The sequence below is a fragment of the Hyphomonas sp. CACIAM 19H1 genome, assembly GCF_003325995.1.
Lineage (GTDB): Bacteria > Pseudomonadota > Alphaproteobacteria > Caulobacterales > Hyphomonadaceae > Hyphomonas > Hyphomonas polymorpha.
In genome coordinates, this window is the sequence record NZ_CP016437.1 from 2,407,849 (window position 1) to 2,426,464 (window position 18,616).

Annotated in this window: 19 protein-coding genes and 1 pseudogene; 9 read left to right on the forward strand and 11 right to left on the reverse strand. The window is 61.7% G+C overall.

Annotation, left to right across the window (positions count from 1 at the left end):
• The 3 genes from BBF93_RS11220 to BBF93_RS11230 are packed head-to-tail and all read right to left on the reverse strand — an operon-like array spanning position 1 to position 2,797.
• The gene (locus BBF93_RS11220; protein WP_114107064.1) at positions 1-1,443 is read right to left on the reverse strand and encodes an NAD(P)H-hydrate dehydratase; all 1,443 of its coding nucleotides are present in this window, start codon (positions 1,441-1,443) and stop codon (positions 1-3) included.
• An 8-nt stretch (positions 1,444-1,451) separates the two neighbouring features.
• Entirely contained in the window at positions 1,452-1,991 is a 540-nt protein-coding gene (locus BBF93_RS11225) for a histidine phosphatase family protein (protein WP_114105954.1), read from the reverse strand.
• Positions 1,988-2,797, reverse strand: coding sequence for a Coq4 family protein (locus BBF93_RS11230; RefSeq protein WP_114107065.1), 810 nt, complete (start codon positions 2,795-2,797; stop codon positions 1,988-1,990). Before BBF93_RS11230 ends, BBF93_RS11225 begins: the two co-directional genes overlap by 4 nt.
• Before the next feature lie 251 nt (positions 2,798-3,048).
• Between BBF93_RS11230 and BBF93_RS11235 the strand changes: the two genes are divergently transcribed.
• The 6 genes and pseudogenes from BBF93_RS11235 (at position 3,049) to BBF93_RS11260 (ending at position 6,588) form a co-directional block, all read left to right on the forward strand.
• The gene (locus BBF93_RS11235) at positions 3,049-3,387 is read left to right on the forward strand and encodes a P-II family nitrogen regulator (protein WP_011647079.1); all 339 of its coding nucleotides are present in this window, start codon (positions 3,049-3,051) and stop codon (positions 3,385-3,387) included.
• A gap of 81 nt (positions 3,388-3,468) precedes the next feature.
• Positions 3,469-4,872 carry a type I glutamate--ammonia ligase gene (gene glnA, locus BBF93_RS11240; RefSeq protein WP_114105955.1) on the forward strand — a complete coding sequence of 468 codons (1,404 nt, stop codon included), beginning with the start codon at positions 3,469-3,471 and terminating at the stop codon, positions 4,870-4,872.
• Between the two features lie 89 nt (positions 4,873-4,961).
• On the forward strand, positions 4,962-5,156 hold the full coding sequence (locus BBF93_RS11245) for a hypothetical protein (RefSeq protein ID WP_114105956.1): 195 nt from the start codon (positions 4,962-4,964) through the stop codon (positions 5,154-5,156).
• 27 nt (positions 5,157-5,183) lie between these two features.
• A pseudogene (locus BBF93_RS11250) lies at positions 5,184-5,471 on the forward strand (transposase); the annotation flags it as partial.
• A gap of 87 nt (positions 5,472-5,558) precedes the next feature.
• On the forward strand, positions 5,559-6,272 hold the full coding sequence (locus BBF93_RS11255) for a metallophosphoesterase (protein ID WP_255417595.1): 714 nt from the start codon (positions 5,559-5,561) through the stop codon (positions 6,270-6,272).
• 55 nt (positions 6,273-6,327) lie between these two features.
• On the forward strand, positions 6,328-6,588 hold the full coding sequence (locus BBF93_RS11260; RefSeq protein WP_035602255.1) for a hypothetical protein: 261 nt from the start codon (positions 6,328-6,330) through the stop codon (positions 6,586-6,588).
• A 65-nt stretch (positions 6,589-6,653) separates the two neighbouring features.
• Here BBF93_RS11260 and clpX read toward each other — a convergent pair whose 3' ends face one another.
• The 4 genes from clpX to BBF93_RS11280 form a co-directional block, all read right to left on the reverse strand.
• The gene (gene clpX / locus BBF93_RS11265; protein ID WP_035602252.1) at positions 6,654-7,916 is read right to left on the reverse strand and encodes an ATP-dependent Clp protease ATP-binding subunit ClpX; all 1,263 of its coding nucleotides are present in this window, start codon (positions 7,914-7,916) and stop codon (positions 6,654-6,656) included.
• A 125-nt stretch (positions 7,917-8,041) separates the two neighbouring features.
• Positions 8,042-8,665, reverse strand: a complete 624-nt coding sequence (locus tag BBF93_RS11270; RefSeq protein ID WP_035602249.1) for an ATP-dependent Clp protease proteolytic subunit — start codon at positions 8,663-8,665, stop codon at positions 8,042-8,044.
• Between the two features lie 118 nt (positions 8,666-8,783).
• Complete coding sequence (locus tag BBF93_RS11275) at positions 8,784-9,677, reverse strand: alpha/beta fold hydrolase (protein WP_114105958.1); 894 nt, start codon at positions 9,675-9,677, stop codon at positions 8,784-8,786.
• Between the two features lie 9 nt (positions 9,678-9,686).
• A complete protein-coding gene (locus tag BBF93_RS11280) occupies positions 9,687-10,781 on the reverse strand; it encodes an alpha/beta fold hydrolase (RefSeq protein ID WP_233349099.1) in 1,095 nt (364 codons plus the stop codon).
• 194 nt (positions 10,782-10,975) lie between these two features.
• Between BBF93_RS11280 and BBF93_RS11285 the strand changes: the two genes are divergently transcribed.
• Positions 10,976-12,712, forward strand: a complete 1,737-nt coding sequence (locus BBF93_RS11285; protein WP_114105959.1) for a M28 family metallopeptidase — start codon at positions 10,976-10,978, stop codon at positions 12,710-12,712.
• A 42-nt stretch (positions 12,713-12,754) separates the two neighbouring features.
• Entirely contained in the window at positions 12,755-13,540 is a 786-nt protein-coding gene (gene rlmJ, locus BBF93_RS11290; protein WP_114105960.1) for a 23S rRNA (adenine(2030)-N(6))-methyltransferase RlmJ, read from the forward strand.
• 4 nt (positions 13,541-13,544) lie between these two features.
• Here the strand turns inward: rlmJ and BBF93_RS11295 are convergent, their stop codons facing one another.
• From BBF93_RS11295 to BBF93_RS11310, 4 genes are all read right to left on the reverse strand, one after another.
• Positions 13,545-14,549, reverse strand: coding sequence for a glycosyltransferase family 2 protein (locus BBF93_RS11295; protein ID WP_162786523.1), 1,005 nt, complete (start codon positions 14,547-14,549; stop codon positions 13,545-13,547).
• A gap of 226 nt (positions 14,550-14,775) precedes the next feature.
• Positions 14,776-15,930, reverse strand: a complete 1,155-nt coding sequence (locus BBF93_RS11300; RefSeq protein WP_114105962.1) for an acyl-CoA dehydrogenase family protein — start codon at positions 15,928-15,930, stop codon at positions 14,776-14,778.
• Between the two features lie 29 nt (positions 15,931-15,959).
• Positions 15,960-17,153 (reverse strand): acyl-CoA dehydrogenase family protein, encoded by a 1,194-nt coding sequence (locus BBF93_RS11305; protein ID WP_035602238.1) that lies wholly within the window; start codon positions 17,151-17,153, stop codon positions 15,960-15,962.
• A gap of 122 nt (positions 17,154-17,275) precedes the next feature.
• Positions 17,276-18,277: a nicotinate-nucleotide--dimethylbenzimidazole phosphoribosyltransferase gene (locus BBF93_RS11310; protein WP_114105963.1), complete on the reverse strand. Its 1,002-nt coding sequence runs from the start codon at positions 18,275-18,277 to the stop codon at positions 17,276-17,278.
• A gap of 139 nt (positions 18,278-18,416) precedes the next feature.
• On the opposite strand from BBF93_RS11310, the gene BBF93_RS11315 reads away from it, so the two are divergent.
• Positions 18,417-18,614 (forward strand): DUF1289 domain-containing protein, encoded by a 198-nt coding sequence (locus BBF93_RS11315; RefSeq protein ID WP_035602232.1) that lies wholly within the window; start codon positions 18,417-18,419, stop codon positions 18,612-18,614.
• Positions 18,615-18,616: the final 2 nt, after the last annotated feature.

Sequence of the window (18,616 nt, forward strand, 5' to 3'; positions counted from 1 at the left end):
TCAGCCCAGCTCCCCGTGAAGGGCGCTGAGGATGATGGGCAGCTGCTTTTCGATGTCTTCGGCAATCAGCCCCGCGCCCACGCGGCGGCCGGCCTCGCCGTGAAGCCAGCTGCCGATGGCGGCGGCAACGAAGGTGTCTACCCCCTGCGCCATGAAGCCGGCGATGATACCGGCCAGCACATCGCCCGAGCCGGCGGTTGCCAGCCAGCGGGTGGCGTGCGTGTTGACGAGCGCGTTGCCATCGGGCTGGGCAATGACCGTGTCAGCCCCCTTCAGCAGGATCACGCAGCCAGCCTTGGCAGCCGCCGCGCGAGTGGCTTGTATCTTGTTGTCGCTGGTGGCGAGCAGATCGCCAAACAAGCGGGAGAACTCGCCCTCATGCGGGGTGAGGATGTCTGTTGGCCGCAATTGTTTGAACAGGGCCTCGGGGTCCTCACCAAAAACGGTGAGCGCGTCAGCGTCCAGCAGGATGCGGGCCGGGCTCTTGAGCAATGCCTCGATATTGCCGCGGGTGGCATCACTGATCCCGGCGGCGGGGCCGATGACCATGGCGGTGGCGCGCGCCGCATAGGCGGCGAGGTCATCTGCCGTCTGGAAGGGGGCAAGCATGATGGCGGTGAGGTGGGCTGCATGCACGCCGGCCGCTTCGGGCGGTGAGAGCATGGTAACAAGACCCGCCCCCGCGCGGAGGCCTGCCTTGGCGGTGAGACGCGCCGCGCCGGTATTCCATGAGCCGCCGCTGACCACTTTGAGATGGCCGCGCTGGTATTTGTGAACTCCAAAGCCCGGCTGCGGCATCTGGCTGTGCCAGAGCGCGGGGCTGTTTTCGGCGAGGTTCGTCTGCACGGGTACGCCAATGTCCGCGACCATCGCGACGCCGGAAAAGGCAGAGCCAGGCAGCAGAACATGGGCCGGTCGCAGCGCGGCGAAGGTGAGGGTAGCCTCTGCCTGGAAGGCAGGGCCGAGCGGCTTGCCCGTGTAACCATCAATCCCCGAAGGAACGTCAACCGAGATCACGCGCCCGCCGCGCAGGGCGAGCATGGCGGCGGGGCCCTCGAGAGGTCGCGTCAGGCCTGCGCCATAGAGCGCGTCGACGATCAGATCCGGCTCGGTGTTGAGCGCGTCTTCGAGCGTGTGGACAGGGCCTTCCCACTGGCTGGCCGCCTTGGCGGTATCCCCGGTCAACTCGCTGACAGGATGAGTGCAGTAGACGTCTACCTTGCGCCAGAATTTGGCGAGCTTTGCCGCCGCGATGAACCCATCGCCGCCATTGCCGCCGGGCCCGCACAGCACCTGGATACGGCCTTCTGGCCAATGGGCATGGACGAATTCGGCAACCGCCTCGCCTGCCCTCTGCATCAGGGTGAACCGGTCGGTTCCTGCATTGATAACGGCTTGCTCGGCGGCAAGCATCTCCTGCGGTGTCAGTATAGGCCTTCCCATTGGAAGGCTCATAGCACGCGGGTTGCGGATTCGCTCCCGTATTCTGCAACACGCAGGACCCCGCCGCGCCGCTCCAGCCGGGTGACCGAACAATGGCCGGGCCGGAAAACGGTGACCCGGTCATCGCCCTCAAGGGCGCCGACCAGCGCATTGATGGCCACAAAATGGGAAAACACCGCAACGCCATCAGGCAGACTGGTGACAGTTTCGGACATTCTGGACCGCCAGGCGGTCAGACCGGCGCCAGCCTCAGTCCAGGTGCCGGCCATCAGGCCGCGCAGCCACGCCACGCGGTCTTGAATACCGGCCGGGGTCGAGATTTCGGAGACTTCCGGCACAACACTCGCCGTCAGCCCCGCCCGGGCCTCGAAAGGGCGCGCCGTTTCCCGGCAACGCTGCATGGGGCTGGAAATCGCACTGGTCGCGCCCAGCCGTGTCAGGATTTCGGCAGCTGCTTCAGCCTGCCCCTTGCCAAGATCGCTCAGGCCCGGATCGGGATGGTCGCCCCAGCTGGCGGCAGCTTCACCGTGACGGATCAGGAAGATCACGCGGCTGCCTGCTCGCGGACCTTGCCGGCATCCTCAAGCTGGGTGGTGGCGGTATAGCCATGGGCGGTCAGCACCTGAAGTGCCTGCTGGTAAGCCACGGGCGGCCGGATGCCCAGACGGGCGCGGGCTTCCTCAAGCGGTTCCTTCATGAGAGCCACGATATCCTGACGCATAATCTTCTGGGCAGCCGCGCCATTGCGTTTGCCCTCCCAGAAGCAATCCATGATTCGGGCGCCTTTGGGCGCGCTTTTCGCAATCGTGCGGCACCCCATGAAAGCGATGAACAGAACGCCATTGCCGGGGTTCTGGCTGTAGGTGAAGGCCAGGAGGGAGGCTTCACCCAGGGCGTCACGGTTATAGCCGCTGAGAACATGGAAAAGGTCGTGCGTGTCGCGCAGGCGATTGCCGAACCAGAGATAGTCATCGTCATAGTCCGGCACGCCGGCGCGGTGTTTTGCGCTTTCCTCAACGAGGCCCTGCGCGGTCAGCCCTTCGCGCTCCATGAACTCGACATAGGCGCGGCCAACCGTGCCTTCAGGAAGCTGCCTGATCCAGGAATGATCATCCAGAACCGGCGGCAGATAGGTGCGCTCCTTCAGGAGGCGGCGGCCCTCCGGACTGGCAACAAAAGCAGCAAAATTCTTCTCGAACGAGCGCCCGTTCAGCGCCTCGATGATGTGGAACACCTGCTCGGTATCTTCCTTGTTCTGGATCAGCTTCTGCATGTGATGCCATGCCTTTAGCGGACGGAACTTCGAGCGTTTCCGGTCAGGATGGACAACGATCTCAAGGTCCTGGGCAGCCATATTGAGCATTCCTCATGATATCAAAGCAGAGAATTACGTAGCACAATCTGGCGGCGCAAGAAAGTGACGCTCGCGTCATTTTCCTGCTATTTCGCGAAAACCAAGCCGCCCAATCATTAATCAACACTGCACAAAACTTAATCGCGGGATCAAAGGTAACCAAAATGCGGACACCCCCCTATCGCTTAAGGCGGGAACACCTCATACGCACGGATGGACTCTAAACCCGACGGCTGGGGAGAAACCACGCAATGAAAAAAATCGAAGCGATCATTAAACCCTTCAAACTCGACGATGTGAAAGAAGCGCTGCAGGAAATCGGTCTGCAGGGCATGACCGTCATCGAAGCGAAAGGCTTCGGCCGCCAACGCGGCCACACTGAACTCTATCGCGGCGCCGAATACGTGGTGGACTTCCTCCCGAAGCTGAAAATCGAAGTCGTGCTGCCTGACAGCGCGGTCGAGGGCGCGGTGGAAGCCATCAAGAAGGCTGCCCACACTGACAAGATTGGCGATGGCAAGATCTTCGTCTCCGACGTGATCGATGCCGTGCGCATCCGGACCGGCGAAACAGGCGACTCGGCGCTCTGATTATCGACCCAGCAGGGCCGGCAAAATCTGCCGGCCCGGCAAAACCTGCACCGAAGAAACGCTCATTAGAAGGCAAAAAAAATGGCAGATGATCTCCTCAAGATGATGAAGGACCAGGACGTCCAGTACGTGGACCTGCGCTTCACCGACCCGCGCGGCAAGCTGCAGCACGTCACCTTCCACAAGGACATGGTGGACGACAGCTTCTTCGAAGACGGCCAGATGTTTGACGGCTCGTCGATTGCTGGCTGGAAAGCCATCAACGAGTCCGACATGCTTCTGAAACCGGACGCGACGGGCGCGTTCATTGATCCGTTCTTCCAGCAGACCACGCTCGTGGTTTTCTGCGATGTCCTCGACCCGGTTTCGGGCCAGGCCTACAACCGCGATCCGCGCACCACGGCGAAGAAGGCTGAAGCCTATCTCGCCGCCTCCGGCCTGGGCGACACCGCATTCTTCGGCCCGGAAGCCGAATTCTTCATCTTCGATGACGTGCGCTGGTCCACCGATCCGCACAAGACCGGCTACAGCTTCGACTCGACGGAACTGCCGGCCAACACCGGCCGTGAATACCCGATGGGCAATATGGGCCATCGCCCCGGCCCGAAGGGTGGTTACTTCCCGGTTCCCCCGATCGACTCCGAGCAGGACATGCGCGGCGAAATGCTGTCGATCATGGGCGAAATCGGCCTTCAGCCCGAGAAGCACCACCACGAAGTGGCTCCGGCCCAGCACGAGCTTGGCCTGAAATTCTCGACACTGACGGTCATGGCTGACCGCATGCAGCTCTACAAATACGTGATCCACCAGGTGGCTGCATCGTATGGCAAGACGGCGACCTTCATGCCGAAGCCGATGTTCAAGGACAATGGCTCGGGCATGCACGTTCACCAGTCGATCTGGAAAGGCGGCAAGCCGCTGTTCGCAGGCGACAAGTATGCTGACCTGTCCGACATGTGCCTCTACTACATCGGCGGCATCATCAAGCATGCCAAGGCGCTGAACGCGATCACCAACCCGTCGACCAACTCCTACAAGCGTCTGGTTCCGGGTTACGAAGCGCCGGTCATGCTGGCCTATTCGTCGCGTAACCGTTCGGCCTCGATCCGTATTCCTTTCGGCTCCAACCCGAAAGCAAAGCGTATCGAAACCCGCTTCCCCGATCCGATGGCGAACCCCTACCTCGCCTTCGCAGCCCTGCTGATGGCTGGCCTCGACGGCATCGAGAACAAGATCCATCCTGGCGACGCCATGGACAAGGACCTCTACGACCTGCCGCCGGCCGAAGCCAAATCGATCCCGCAGGTCTGCGGCTCGCTGCGTGAAGCCCTGGCAGCACTTGATGCTGACCGCGCCTTCCTCAAGAAAGGCGGCGTGTTCGACGACGACCAGATCGATGCCTATATCGAACTGAAGATGGAAGAGAACATGCGCTACGAACTCCATCCGCACCCGGTTGAGTTCGACATGTACTACAAGAACTAGAACGCGGAGTTCTGGTTCATGGGGCAGAAGGCCGGCATCTTCGGGTGCCGGCCTTTTCCTTGCCGCAAAGGCATGGCACGCCATAGCTCATGACCTCCCTGAAACTTGCGCTGCTGCACGGCGCCCATCTGTTCTGGCCCCTCGCCCTGCTCTGCCTGTGGGCGATTTTCCGCGGGCGCGGTACGCCGCGGATTGTGGCGGGGCTGGTTCTTATCCTGTCGCTACCACCCGCCTGGGCGCGCTTTGTGGAACCTCGCCTGCTGACGGTGCACGAGGAAAGGTAATCCTCCCAGAAATTAATCGACTTGAAAATTCGCGTCGACAACGGCCCCGAAAATGTCAGCGCCGCACTGCAAACCTGGGCGGCAAAGCGTGGCATCGGGATCTTTTACATCCAGCCCGGCAAGCCGCAGCAGAATGCCTATGTCGAGCGCTACAATCGGACGGTCCGCCAGGAATGGCTCGGCCAGTTCATCTTCAACACGATCGAGGAGGTCAAGGAACACGCCACCCGGTGGCTATGGTCTTACAACAACCAGCGCCCGAACATGGGTATCGGCGGCATCACCCCCGCCATGAAACTCAAACTTGCCGCGTGAAGTCCAGCAATCCGGTCGCTTAAAAATGGGAGGATTACCGAAACAGTCCTCCTGCCCGGCGCCAGCGAGACATCCCCCGCCATCCGCATTGCCCTCTTTGGGGACCCGCATATCGGCATGTTTCCACACGCCATACCCATTGGGCGGATTGTCGACCGTATCAATGCAGAAAGTGTGGACGCCGTATTCCTGGCAGGCGACCTTTCCTACCATCCGGAGGCGGATGATATCCCAGAGCACTTCGCCGCGCTGGGCCGGTTGGAAGCGCCCCTGTTTGCAGTCCTTGGCAATCACGATGTCGGGTTTCCGGGAACCGACCTCACCGAGCCGCTGATGCGCGCGCTGCAGTCGGCCGGCGCGCGGGTTCCGCACAACCGCGCGCTCAATACCGAGATCGGCGGCCACAGGGTTATCGTCGCCGGCGCGTCCGACCTTTGGGAACGCCGGCAGGATTTCAGCTTTCAGGCAAGCCTCCCGGAGGGTGTTCCCGTCATTCTGCTCACGCACAATCCGGATACGGCGCTCTCCGTGCCTGAGACATTCCGGTATGACCTGATGCTCGCCGGGCATACCCATGGGGGGCAGGTCCGGCTTCCGGGGTTCTACAAGCGCTTCATCCCTGTGCGCGGCCCATTTGACCGGGAACTGCACCACTTCCAGAGCCCGGCCGGAGAACGCCTGGTCTATGTGACCACGGGCACCGGCATGGTGGGCGTTCCCATGCGTTTTCTGATGCCTCCGCGGATCGACATCCTGACCGTGCATTTGCCGGAGACTGACAAAACGCCCCCCGCCGATTGAACTCATCTGCGTGTGAACCGTTAGGCTGGGATACAGCCAGTTTACGGAGACAGCGATGGCGCTTTTTTACAAGCTTGTCGGCGTGCTGCTGATATTATTGGGCTTGCCTTTGTTCTGGACACCGGTGCCGGTGGGCGCCGTCCTCATCCTGGGAGGAGTGGCGTTGCTGGTGGCCAATTCGACCACGGCGCGCAGCTGGTTGCATCGCCGCAGGGCCCGGCATCCCCGGCTCGACCGGTGGATGGAGAAATCCGAGAAATACATGCCGCCGGCCTTTGCCCGCATCCTGCACCGCACCGGCGCGCATGACCGTTGAGCCAGAAATGAAATGCCCGCCGCGGCGGGGCCGGGCGGGCATCAGGAATATCTTTTGACGAACGGCTAACCCGCTTCGGTCTGGCTTTTGGAGGCGTGCACATAAAGCGGCTCGGCATTGCCTTCGACGACTTCAGCATTGATCACGACTTCTTCCACGCCGCGCAGGTTGGGCAGTTCGAACATCGTATCGAGCAGGATCGATTCCATGATCGAGCGCAGACCGCGCGCACCGGTTTTCCGGGTGATGGCGCGGCGGGCAACAGCCGTGAGCGCTTCCGGCGTGAAGGTGAGCTGGACGTTCTCCATGTCGAAGAGGCGCTGATACTGCTTGAGCAGGGCGTTCTTCGGCTGGGTCAGGATCTGGATCAGGGCCTTCTCGTCGAGATCTTCCAGCGTTGCCAGAACCGGCAGACGGCCGATGAATTCCGGGATCAGGCCGAATTTCTGAAGGTCTTCCGGCTCCACTTCACGGAGGGTTGCGCCAACACCGCGCTCTTCTCCGCTCTTGATGGTGGCGCCGAAGCCGATCGAGGCGTTCTCACCGCGCGCAGCGATGATCTTCTCGAGGCCGGCAAACGCGCCGCCGCAGATGAAGAGGATGTTCGTGGTGTCCACCTGCAGGAATTCCTGCTGCGGATGTTTCCGGCCGCCTTGAGGCGGAACGGCGGCCACGGTGCCTTCCATGATCTTCAGCAACGCCTGCTGGACGCCCTCACCCGATACGTCGCGCGTGATCGAGGGGTTGTCCGACTTACGGCTGATCTTGTCGATCTCGTCGATATAGACGATGCCGCGCTGGGCGCGCTCAACGTTATAGTCCGCCGCCTGCAGCAGCTTCAGGACGATGTTTTCCACATCCTCACCGACATAGCCCGCTTCGGTAAGCGTGGTGGCGTCGGCCATGGTGAAGGGCACGTCAAGGATACGGGCCAGCGTCTGCGCGAGCAGCGTCTTGCCGCAACCGGTTGGGCCGATCAGCAGGATGTTGGATTTCGACAGCTCCACCCCATCGGATTTTCCCGAATGGGAGAGGCGCTTGTAATGGTTGTGCACGGCAACGGAGAGAATGCGCTTGGCATAGCGCTGCCCGATCACGTAATCGTCGAGAACATCGCAGATTTCCTGCGGAGTCGGCACGCCATCGCGGGATTTGATCGCAGAGGTTTTGTTTTCCTCGCGGATGATGTCCATGCAGAGTTCGACGCACTCATCGCAGATGAACACAGTCGGTCCGGCAATGAGTTTCTTAACCTCGTGCTGGCTCTTGCCGCAGAAGGAACAGTACAGCGTGTTCTTCGAATCGCCGGAGCCGTTTGGTTTGGTCATGCGGTCCTCACTGCCACACAAGGTTTAACGTGGGCTTTAAGCCCAGCCAAGCATGGTCTTTCTTTAGACAATAAAGCCGTTCGCCTGCCCTGCAAGGGCTGGGCCGCACCTTGAAAGAAACGCTATTATTTTTCTTCTTCGGCAGTGCGGCGTTCATAAACCTTGTCAACGATCCCGAATTCCATGGCTTCCTGAGCCGTCAGGAACGTGTCGCGATCGAGCTTTCTTTCAACAGTTTCGTAATTCTGGCCGGTATGTTTGACGTAAATCTCGTTCAACCGGCGCTTGAGTTCGATGATCTCTTCCGCGTGGCGCTCGATATCCGTTGCGACGCCCGAATAGCCCCCGGACGGCTGGTGCAGCATCACACGGGCATTCGGCAGGGCGATCCGCATGCCATTTTCCCCGGCGGCAAGCAGGAGCGAGCCCATTGAGGCGGCCTGGCCTATACACACGGTGGAAATCGGGCAGCGGACATACTGCATGGTGTCGTAGATCGCGAGGCCGGACGAGACGTAACCGCCGGGGCTGTTGATATACATAGCAATCTCGCGCTTCGGGTTCTCGGATTCGAGGAACAGAAGCTGCGCCGTGATCAGGGAGGCCACACCGTCATCAATACCGCCGGTGACAAAAATAATGCGCTCCTTGAGGAGGCGCGAGAAGATGTCGAACGCGCGCTCACCCCGGCTCGTCTGCTCGACGACCATTGGAACAAGGTTGAGAGCGGTCTCATAAGATGTCGACATAAAAATGGCCTTGTGGATCAGGGCTGAATCGCCACCTGCAGGATTGGCAGATGCCCTTATATTTGTCCATTCACCGGCGACCGCAAGGCCGCGCCTGCTGTGGAATAGCTCGTAATCCCTAACGGAACGGCCAACTGCCGCAACCACTGGGCAAATCAGCGCCCGGATTGTCCATGAATGCCGCATAGTCAGCGATTACTTTGTCCCTCTGATTATCGCTCAGAAGGACATGGTATCCGTCAGGGTAATACACCGTGCGGACATTTGGCGGGAAGCGTTTCAGCGTCCGGCCCGGTCCGGCAGGGGGCACAACCCGGTCATGCGCCCCATAGGAAGCGAGCACTGGCAAACCTTCCGGCAACATGCGGGCGGCCTCATGAGCGCGCTCCATCAAATTCACGGCGCCGGCAATCTGATCCACCCGGTTGATCCGGGCGTGCAACGGATCAGCGTCCTGGAGGCGGAGGAAAGCGGCATTGTCGGACATTTTCGGCCTCACGAAGGCCGGTGGGCTGACGATCAGGCCAGGGCTGAGAGCCGTCAGCAGCCGCAATGCGCCGGCAGAGGCAGCGTCCAGCGCGCCCCACCCGCGCAGGCCGGGGCCGGAGAGGATGAGCCGGTCTGCCTCAGGCGGGCGATCTGAAGCAAAAGCTGTGATCGCAACGGCCGCGCCCATGGAGATACCAATGACGGTAAGCGGCACGTCCGGATGCCGCGCTTTGGCGAGACTGACGGCCGTGCGCAGGTCTTCCCGCATCAGCTCCTCCTCTGCCCAGTGGCCACGTCCTTCCGACCGGCCAAAGCCGCGCTGGTCATGCGCATAGACCGCCCTGCCCTGCGCGGCCCATTCGGGCGCGGCGAGGCGGAACTCGCCTGCGTAATTGTTCATGCCATGAACGCCGACGATGACATGGGCCGGCGGCGCAGCCCCCTCCGCGTTCCAGACAGTCAGGCCAAGGCGCGCGCCGTCCTGCGCGATCATGGCCTCTTCATCGTCAAGGAAAGCCGCCATGAGGCGCGATCAGCATGCCACAGGCGGACGATCTGCAGCCGCCCAATGCTTGCACCCTTCACGGAACGGCCACTCTCCCTCGCCGCTTGGCAACGCGGCGGCAGGGTCTTTCATGAAGGCCAGATAATCGGCATGCACCCGCTCTGCCTGAAGATCCCGCAGCAGCATGTGGTATCCGTTGGGATAATAGACCGTCCGCACGAAGGAGGGGAGAATCCCCGCGGCGCGGCGCACCCCGTTCTCGGGAATGACTATATCCTTTGCGCCGTAGGAAATCAGCGTCGGCACGTTGGGCTTCAGGCGGGCGACGGCATTGTTGGCATTTTCCATCAGAGCGACGAGACCGTAGACCTGATCAATGCGTGTCCGGTAGGTCATGTGCGGGTCAGACCAGGTGCGGCGGAGCATGGCGTTGTTGTCTGAAGGCTCGATCTTCACGAGGCCCACAGGCGGGACGACGAGCCAGTCCGGATTCGCATGGGCCGAAGCCCACAGGCTGACCCGATAAAGCGGGTTGATGGCACCCCAGCCACGCAGGCCAGGCCCAGAAACGATGAGCCGGTCCGCTTTCGGCGGGCGGTCTGATCCGAAGGCCGTCAGCGTGACCGAGCCGCCCATGGAGATGCCGACGACCGTGATGATGGCGCCGGGGTGGCGGGCCCGCGCAACATCGACTGCCGTGCGCAGATCTTCCCGCAGCAGCTCCTCCTCCGGCCAGATGCCCTTGTTGGGAGACCGGCCAAAGCCGCGCTGATCGTAGGCGTAGGTGGTGACGCCATGTTTGGCCCAATAGGGCGCGGCCATGTGGAAGGCGTTGGCGTAATCGTTCATACCATGGACGCCGACCACGACATATTCGGGGCTGTCGGTGCCTTCCGCGGGCCAGACGGTAAGCCCGAGACGGGCGCCGTCCTGAGCAATGAACTGGTTTCTTTCCGGAATAAAGGCAGGCGCCACCTGCCCGAGGGGGGTGAGCGCGCCCTGCGTGACCGGCGTAGCGCAGGCCGCAACAGCCACCGAGAGCGATGCAATCACCATGGCGGCCAGCCGGAAAACGCCGCTGGTCAGCGGGCGAAAGACAGAAGGCGCAACATCAATCGTCATTGTCTATTCCAAACAGGTTCGGCGCCATCATCGCAGCGGCCGATGAACAGCGCCTGACGGATATAGGGCATTTTTGCGGACTGGGCACCGGCACAGCAGCAGCAGGCGGGCGGGCGCCGGGGCGCCTTGCTTGCCCGGCAGCGCCCGGCATGCGAGACCGGGGCATCCAAGAATCCTGACGGGGAACCGTTCAAATGAAAATGAAACATCTCAGCTTCACGGCCGCCGCCCTTGCGCTGGCTGCCTGTTCGCCATCGGCGCCTTCTGCCCCCGCAGCCGCGCCGGAAACTCCCCAGCCGCCTGCCGAAGAGCTGCTGCTGCCCCTGCCGGAGAGCACCGTGCCGGAAATCACGGCAGCAGACATTGCCGTGCGCGTGAAGACACTGGCCGACGATGTGTTTGAGGGCCGGGGCCCAGGCACACCTGCCGGCGAAGCCTCTGCCGCCTGGATCGCCGCTGAACTCGCCCGCATCGGCCTTCAGCCGGGCGGCGACAATGGCAGCTGGTTTCAGCAGGTCGATATGGTGAACCAGACTGTAGACCCGGCCACCTCCAGCCTCGTTCTCACCTGGCCGGATCAGGATGAATTGTCGCTCGCCCTTAAGGATCAGGCGGTGGTCTGGACCAAGCGGCAGAATGCCGATCATATTTCCTTCGAGCCGAGCGATCTGGTGTTTGTCGGCTACGGCGCCGTTGCCCCGGAATACAGCTGGGACGACTATGCGGGCCAGGACTATGCCGGCAAGACGGTTGTGATCCTCGTCAACGATCCAGGCTTTGCCACCGGCGACCCGGCTCTCTTCAATGGCAAGGCCATGACTTATTATGGCCGCTGGACCTACAAGTTCGAGGAAGCCGCGCGCCAAGGGGCAACCGCTGCGCTGATTGTGCACGAAACCGAACCTGCCGCTTATGGCTGGGATGTTGTCGCCAATTCCTGGAGCGGCGCGCAGTCTGATCTGGTGCGCCCGAACGGCGGGGAAGACCGCGCCATGATGGAAGGCTGGATCCAGCGCGATGTGGCCGTTGAGATGTTTGCCAAGGCAGGCCTCGATTTTGAAGCCATGAAAACGGCGGCCAAGACGCCGGGGTTCCAGCCCGTTCCGCTTGAGGGCGTGAAGGCACGGGGCGAAATCCATCAGACGATCGACAAGCTCAGCAGCCGCAACGTGATCGGCATTTTGCCGGGTACCAATACGCCGGATGAATATGTTCTCTATACGGCGCATTGGGATCACCTGGGCATGAAGCAGGGCGCGCCGGGAGAGGACTTCTATGCCGACCAGATTTATAACGGCGCCGTAGACAATGCGACGGGCACTGCCGCCATTCTCGAAATCGCTGAAGCGATGAAGGCCGAGCCCACAGAACGCTCGACCATGTTCCTGTTCTGGACCCTGGAAGAATCCGGCCTTCTGGGGTCGGAGTATTTCGCCAACAATCCAACAGTCCCGTTCAACAAGGTTGTGGCAGGCGTCAACATCGACGGCGCGCTGCCGGTGGGCCGCACCAGGGACATGACCGTGATCGGCTATGGCGCCTCCGAGCTTGAGGACATCCTGAAGGATGTGCTCGTCGCGCAGGATCGCATAGTTACGCCGGATGGCCGGCCGGAAGCGGGCTATTTCTACCGCTCCGACCATATCTCGCTCGCCAAGAAAGGCGTGCCGATGCTGTATGCCGATGGCGGCGAAGACAAGCGCGAGGGTGGATTGGCCGCGGGCCGGGCAGCCGCAGCAGCCTACACCGCCGAGCGCTACCACAAGCCGATGGACGAATATTCCGACAGCTGGAATCTTTCCGGCTTCGAGGAAGATGTTCAGGCGCTTTATGAAGTTGGCCTGCGCATCGCGAACTCCGCCACCTGGCCGACCTGGTATCCGGGTAACGAGTTCGAAACAGCCCGCAAAGCAAGTCTCGCCGGCGAATAAGCCGGCGGGCCCTGCCCCACTCTCAGGAACAAGAGAGACGAGATGCTTTCCTATCAGCATGGCTTTCATGCCGGAAATCGCGCGGATGTGCTCAAGCACGCCGTACACGATACCTTGCTGCGGACGGCTGCAGCAGGCCCCCGCCCGATTTTCTATGTTGAGACCCATTCCGGACGCGGACGGTATGATCTTACAAACGCCCAGGCGCGCAAGCGGGGCGAGTCCGACGATGGCGTGATCGACCTGATGAAGGGCAAGGCGCCCAAGCCGCTTTCGCAGTGGATAGAGCTGGTCAAAGCGCGCGGCGTGAAGGATTATCCCGGATCACCTTCACTGGCTCAAACCCTGCTGCCCAAGACCGCGCGGATGGTTCTGTTCGAACTGCACCCGCAGGAAAACGCCGCCCTGAATGAAGCGATGAAGGGTGATGACCGTATCCGTATACAGAAGGCTGATGGTTATTCCGGCGCGCTGAGACTGGCCCCGCGCGCAGGAGAACGGATGGTGGTTCTGGTTGACCCCAGCTATGAAACCCACCGGGATATCGAGGCGCTGGCGTTGTGGACCCCCAAGGCGCTGAAGCGCTGGCCCGATGCCCTGCTGATCCTCTGGCTGCCCCTGTTCCGGGATGGCCGCGAAGCGGAGTTTGGCGAATACCTGGCCACGCTGGGGGACGCAATGATCGTGGGGGCGCGCTGGCCGGTTGCGACGGGCACGGAAAGCTCGATCGAAGGTTCGGCCATGGTGGCATACGGCGCACCCGCAGAAGCCCGCGCCAAATGCGAAGCGATTGCCTCAAGCCTTGAGCATTACTGGGCTCAGGGCTGAGCCGTCAGCTCCGGGCACTGCTGGTCACAGCGCCTATGTCAGCGCCGAACTGGGGGCGGGTAAGCGCGCTCCCGTATTCCTCATAGCTGCCACCGAAGGCAAACGTGACCATGCCGAACCCGCGGCATAGCGTGAAGAACTGGCTGTAAATCGCCTGCTTGTTGCGGCCCAGCGTGGCGACCGTGGCGCCCGCTATCAGGAGCGCGCCCACGGCGATGCGCGCCGCGCCATTCAGGGCTGCCTTGAGGCGCGCCACCCGCATTGAACTATGGCGGGAGATGATCAGGGCGTCCGTGATGCCGTACCGGTACCAGCGCCGGAACAGCCAGCCGACCCGGGCGCGATCTTCCGGCACATGTTCGTAGACGGAGGCATCCTTCGTCTGGGTGAGGCGATAACCCTCATCCTGCATCTGATAGAAGAACAGCGTGTCTTCACCGCCCATCTTCGACAGGCGCGCGTCAAAGGTGAGGCCAAGCTTGCGCACCACATGCATGTCCATCAGACTGTTGCCGCTGCCGCCGGGGTCTATCCGGTCGCGCGTCTCGGTGATCTTGATGGCATGGACGTTCCATTCCCGCATCCATTGCGGTGTCGAGTCCGGATAGATTGACCAGACCGGTCCGAAAACGGCACCAGCCTTCGTCTCGTCATATCGCGCAACCAGTGCCGCCAGCCATTCAGGGGCGGCAAACTCGTCATCATCGATAAAGGCCAGCAGATCGAAATCAGCCGCCATCTTGAGCGCATGATTACGCACATGGGTCACCCCTGGCGCTGTCTCCATCTCGTAGAGCAGCGGCATCGAGAACTGGGCCTTCCACTTCTCCACCAAAGGGCGGGCGCCGCCTGACTTGTCATTGTCGATGACTGCCACGCTGACATCCGCATTCTCGGGTGGAACCAGCTTGTTCAGGCTGTCTAGCAGACGCTCCAACATCTCGTTCCGCCGGTAGGTCGGGATCGCGACCAGGATTTTCCTGCGTTCGGACGGGCTGCGAAGGGTCAAGTCTGCTCTCCATTGGCTGGGCCGGAAGGACCTTTCAGTGACCGCGTTTACCACGATCCCGAGCGGGACGGCGACGCAAAAGCAGCCAGATCAGGCATAAACGGCCAGAGTTGAACGCTGGGGATGCAACTTCCGGGCCGACTGCCCGGCGCCCGGAAAGCAAAGCGGGGTGGCCCAAAATGGACCACCCCGCTGCAGATTTTAAGGCCGCGAGGCGCAGGAAGGCTTATTCGGCCGCCACAGCAGCTTCCGCTGCCGACAGTTCCGTATAGCGCTTCAGGTGATGGTCGACATTGCCGAATTCGGAATCGATCATCGTGAGGCGCTTGAAATAGTGGCCGATGGCAAGCTCGTCGGTCATGCCCATGCCGCCATGGATCTGGATCGACTGCTGGCCGATGAACCGGCCGCCCTGACCGATGCGCACCTTGGCTGCCGAAGCGGCCTTCTTGCGGGTCACTTCGTCTTCGCCGAGCTTCAGCGTGGCCATGTAAGTCATGGAAACAGACTGCTCATGTTCAATGAACATGTCGGCCATGCGGTGCTGAAGCACCTGGAACTTGCCGATCGGTGTGCCGAACTGCTTACGGGTCTTTGAGTATTCCACCGTCTGGGCATTGGCCACTTTCATGGCGCCGCAAGCTTCGGCGCAGAGGGCGGCGATCGCTTCATCGGTCACCTTCTCGACAAGGCCCAGGCTGTCGGACGCGTCGCCGATGACGGCATCTGCACCAACGGTGACGTTTTCGAAATAGACTTCCGAAGCGCGGCGGCCATCAACGGTCGGATAGTCGCGCGTGGTGACGCCCTTGGCATCCTTCGGAACGATGAACACGCCGACGCCCTTGGCATCGCGGCGGCCACCGGCAGTCCGTGCCGTGACGATCAGGTGAGACGCCCAAGGCGCGCCGATCACGACCGCCTTGTGGCCCGAGATCTTCCAGCCGCTGCCATCTTTCGTGGCGGTGGTTTCAAGGTCTGCCAGGTTGTAGCGGCCCTTGGGCTCGGCATAGGCGAAGGCGAACACGCGCTCGCCGGAGATCAGCGCCGCCAGATGGTCTTCCTTCTGGGCAGAGGTGCCTGCCTTGAGGAAACCGCCTGCCAGCACGACCGTCTGCAGGAACGGCTCGACGACGAGGCCCTTGCCGAACTCTTCCATCACGACCATCGCATCGATCGGGCCGCCGCCGAGGCCACCATCCTCTTCCGAGAACGGCGCAGCCAGCAGGCCGAGTTCAGCAAACTGAGCCCACATTTCCGGACGCCAGCCGTCTTTCGAGGCAACAACCTTGCGGCGGGTGTCGAAATCATACTGGTCCTTGATCAGCCGTGCGAGGCTGTCGCGGATCATTGTCTGTTCTTCGGTGAAATTGAAATCCATGGATGTAAACTCCTCCCTGCCCCGGTGCCTTAGAGGCCGAGGATCATCTTGCTGATAATGTTGCGCTGAATTTCGTTCGATCCGCCATAGATCGAGGTCTTGCGCATGTTGAAGTAAGCGTCGGCGCTGAAGTTGGAGTACTCCGGACCCACACCGATTTCGTTCGAACCGAAATGATCCATGCCGCGCGCATAAGGCGCGCCGTAATTGCCAACGGCTTCCAGCGTCAGCTCGGTCAAGCGCTGCTGGATCTCGGTGCCCTTGATCTTGAGGATCGAGCTTTCCGGGCCGGGGCCCTTGCCGGCCGCTTCAGAAGCCAGCGTGCGCAGCTCGGTGAACTCCAGAGCGGTCAGGTCGATTTCAAGCTGGCTGATCTTGCGGGCAAACTCGTCCGTCTTGATCAGCGGCGTGCCGTCGAGGGTTTCCTGCGAGGCGATGGAACGCAGACGCTCGACGCCGCGCTTGGAGCGGGCAACGCCCGCAATACCGGAGCGCTCGTGCGCCAGCAGGAACTTGGCATAGGTCCAGCCTTCGTTTTCCTTGCCGACGAGATTCTCGACCGGAACCCGAACATCGGTCAACCAGGTCTCGTTCACTTCATGCGTGCCGTCGATCAGCTTGATCGGGCGCACTTCGATGCCCGGCGTTTTCATGTCCACGAGGATGAAGGAGATGCCTTCCTGGGCTTTTGCCGTCGGGTCGGTGCGGCAGAGGAAGAAGCCCCAGTCAGCGTGCTGAGCAAGCGTTGTCCAGGTTTTCTGGCCATTGAGCACGTAATGGTCGCCGTCGCGGACAGCGGTTGTCTTCAGGCTCGCAAGGTCAGACCCTGCGCCCGGCTCGGAATAGCCCTGCGCCCACCACACGTCCCCAGCGAGAATGCCCGGAAGGTGTTTGGCTTTCTGCTCTTCATTGCCGAAGGTGTAGATCACCGGGCCGACCATGGAGATACCGAACGGAAGCGGCATCAGCGCATCCACGCGTGCATTCTCTTCCGACCAGATATAGCGCTGGGTGGAGGTCCAGCCGGTACCGCCATATTTCTTTGGCCAAGCCGGGGCAGACCAGCCTTTCTTGCCGAGGATCTTGTGCCAGGCGAGGAATTGCTCGCGCGTCAGATCTTCCCGGTTGCCGAGCCCGACGAGTTCTTTGGGGTAGTTGTCACGGATAAAAGCGCGCACTTCATCACGGAAGGCGATCTCTTCGGGTGAAAATTCGAGGTTCATGGACGTTCGCTCCTGGATCTGCCTGTTTGGTCCCGGCACTTCATTTCTGTATGTCAGCCATTCCTATTCGCTGACAAGGTGACGCGCACGTAAACGTAAAGAATGCCGCACGTTTCCCTGCGTCACCCTTCCGCCGGCTTGGCAATGAAGGGCGCGCAGGCGGTCTTGAGAAGGCCGACAGCCGTGGCCGAACCGAGACCGCTGCCGGTCTGGAATTCGAGCTGCACGAGCGGTTTGAGACCAATACGCTCCAGCGCGGCCTCATGCGCCGGGCGCTGGGTGATGTGAGAGGCAAGGCAATGGCTGACGGCCTGCGGGGAGACGGCATGGATGATGCCGGCCGCGATCGTCGTGGCAAAACCGTCCAGCAGCACCGGAATACCCTGATGCCGGGCCGCGATAATGGCGCCGACACAGGCCGCAATCTCCCGCCCGCCGAGACAGCGCAGAGATTCCAGAGGGTCCGACAGGTGGCCGCGATGCACTTTCAGGGCGGCACTGACAAGGTTCACCCGCTTCTGGGACAGGCCCGGCGGGGTCTGGGCGCTGGGGCGCACCCAATATTCGGGCGATCCGCCATAAAGCGCGCAGGCCACAGCCGCCGCCACCGTGCCCACGCCGGCGCCGGAGACGGCTATGGCCAGCAGATCGGGATTATCTTCAACAGCTTCAAAGCCGAAGGCGATGGTCGCGGCACATTCCCGCTCGGTCATCGCGGCGGTTTCGGCGATGCTGGGCGTGGGCTTGTCGAGCGCGAGTTCAAACACGCGGACATTGGCGCCCACCTGCGCGGCGATGGCCGAAAGGGGCGCGCGGCCCGATTTCAGAGCCTCGATATGGGCGCGGGTATCGTCATTGGACGACAGCGACACGCCGGACTCGACCAGGCCGTGAGATCCGGCAAAGATCGCCAGCGTCGGCTTCTCGATCCGCGGCGGAAAGCGGCGCTGCCAGGTGGCCAGCCATTCAGCGGCTTCCCCCAGGCGGCCGAAATCTCCTTCCCGGCCCATGCCGAGAAGCGCCTGATGGACCTTCCGGCCGGCGTCAGGATCGGTCTCGACCGGTTTCAGGATCAGGTCGCGGACATCATCCAGGGGGGACTTGCTCCGGGTGGGCTCGCTCAAGGGAAAGGTCTCCTGTTACCGGAATAGCCGGCAATCTTAATTATGGCAGATAACGTACACGCCGTCCGGCAAGGATTTATTTCATCCTCTCCTGTAGAACTTGCACTGCAGCCCGCCGCCAGTATGGGTTACTCGTATAATGATACAGATTGAGCCGATAAAGAGCCCGTGCATCAAGGTTTGTGCTGTTGATGGCCAGACAGGGCTTTGCCTCGGCTGCGGACGGACCCTGCCGGAGATCGGCGCCTGGACACGTTTCAGCAATGAACAGCGTGACACGGTGATCGCACAGCTGCCGGAACGGATTGAACGATTGAAAGCCCTCGGGAAGCGGTGACG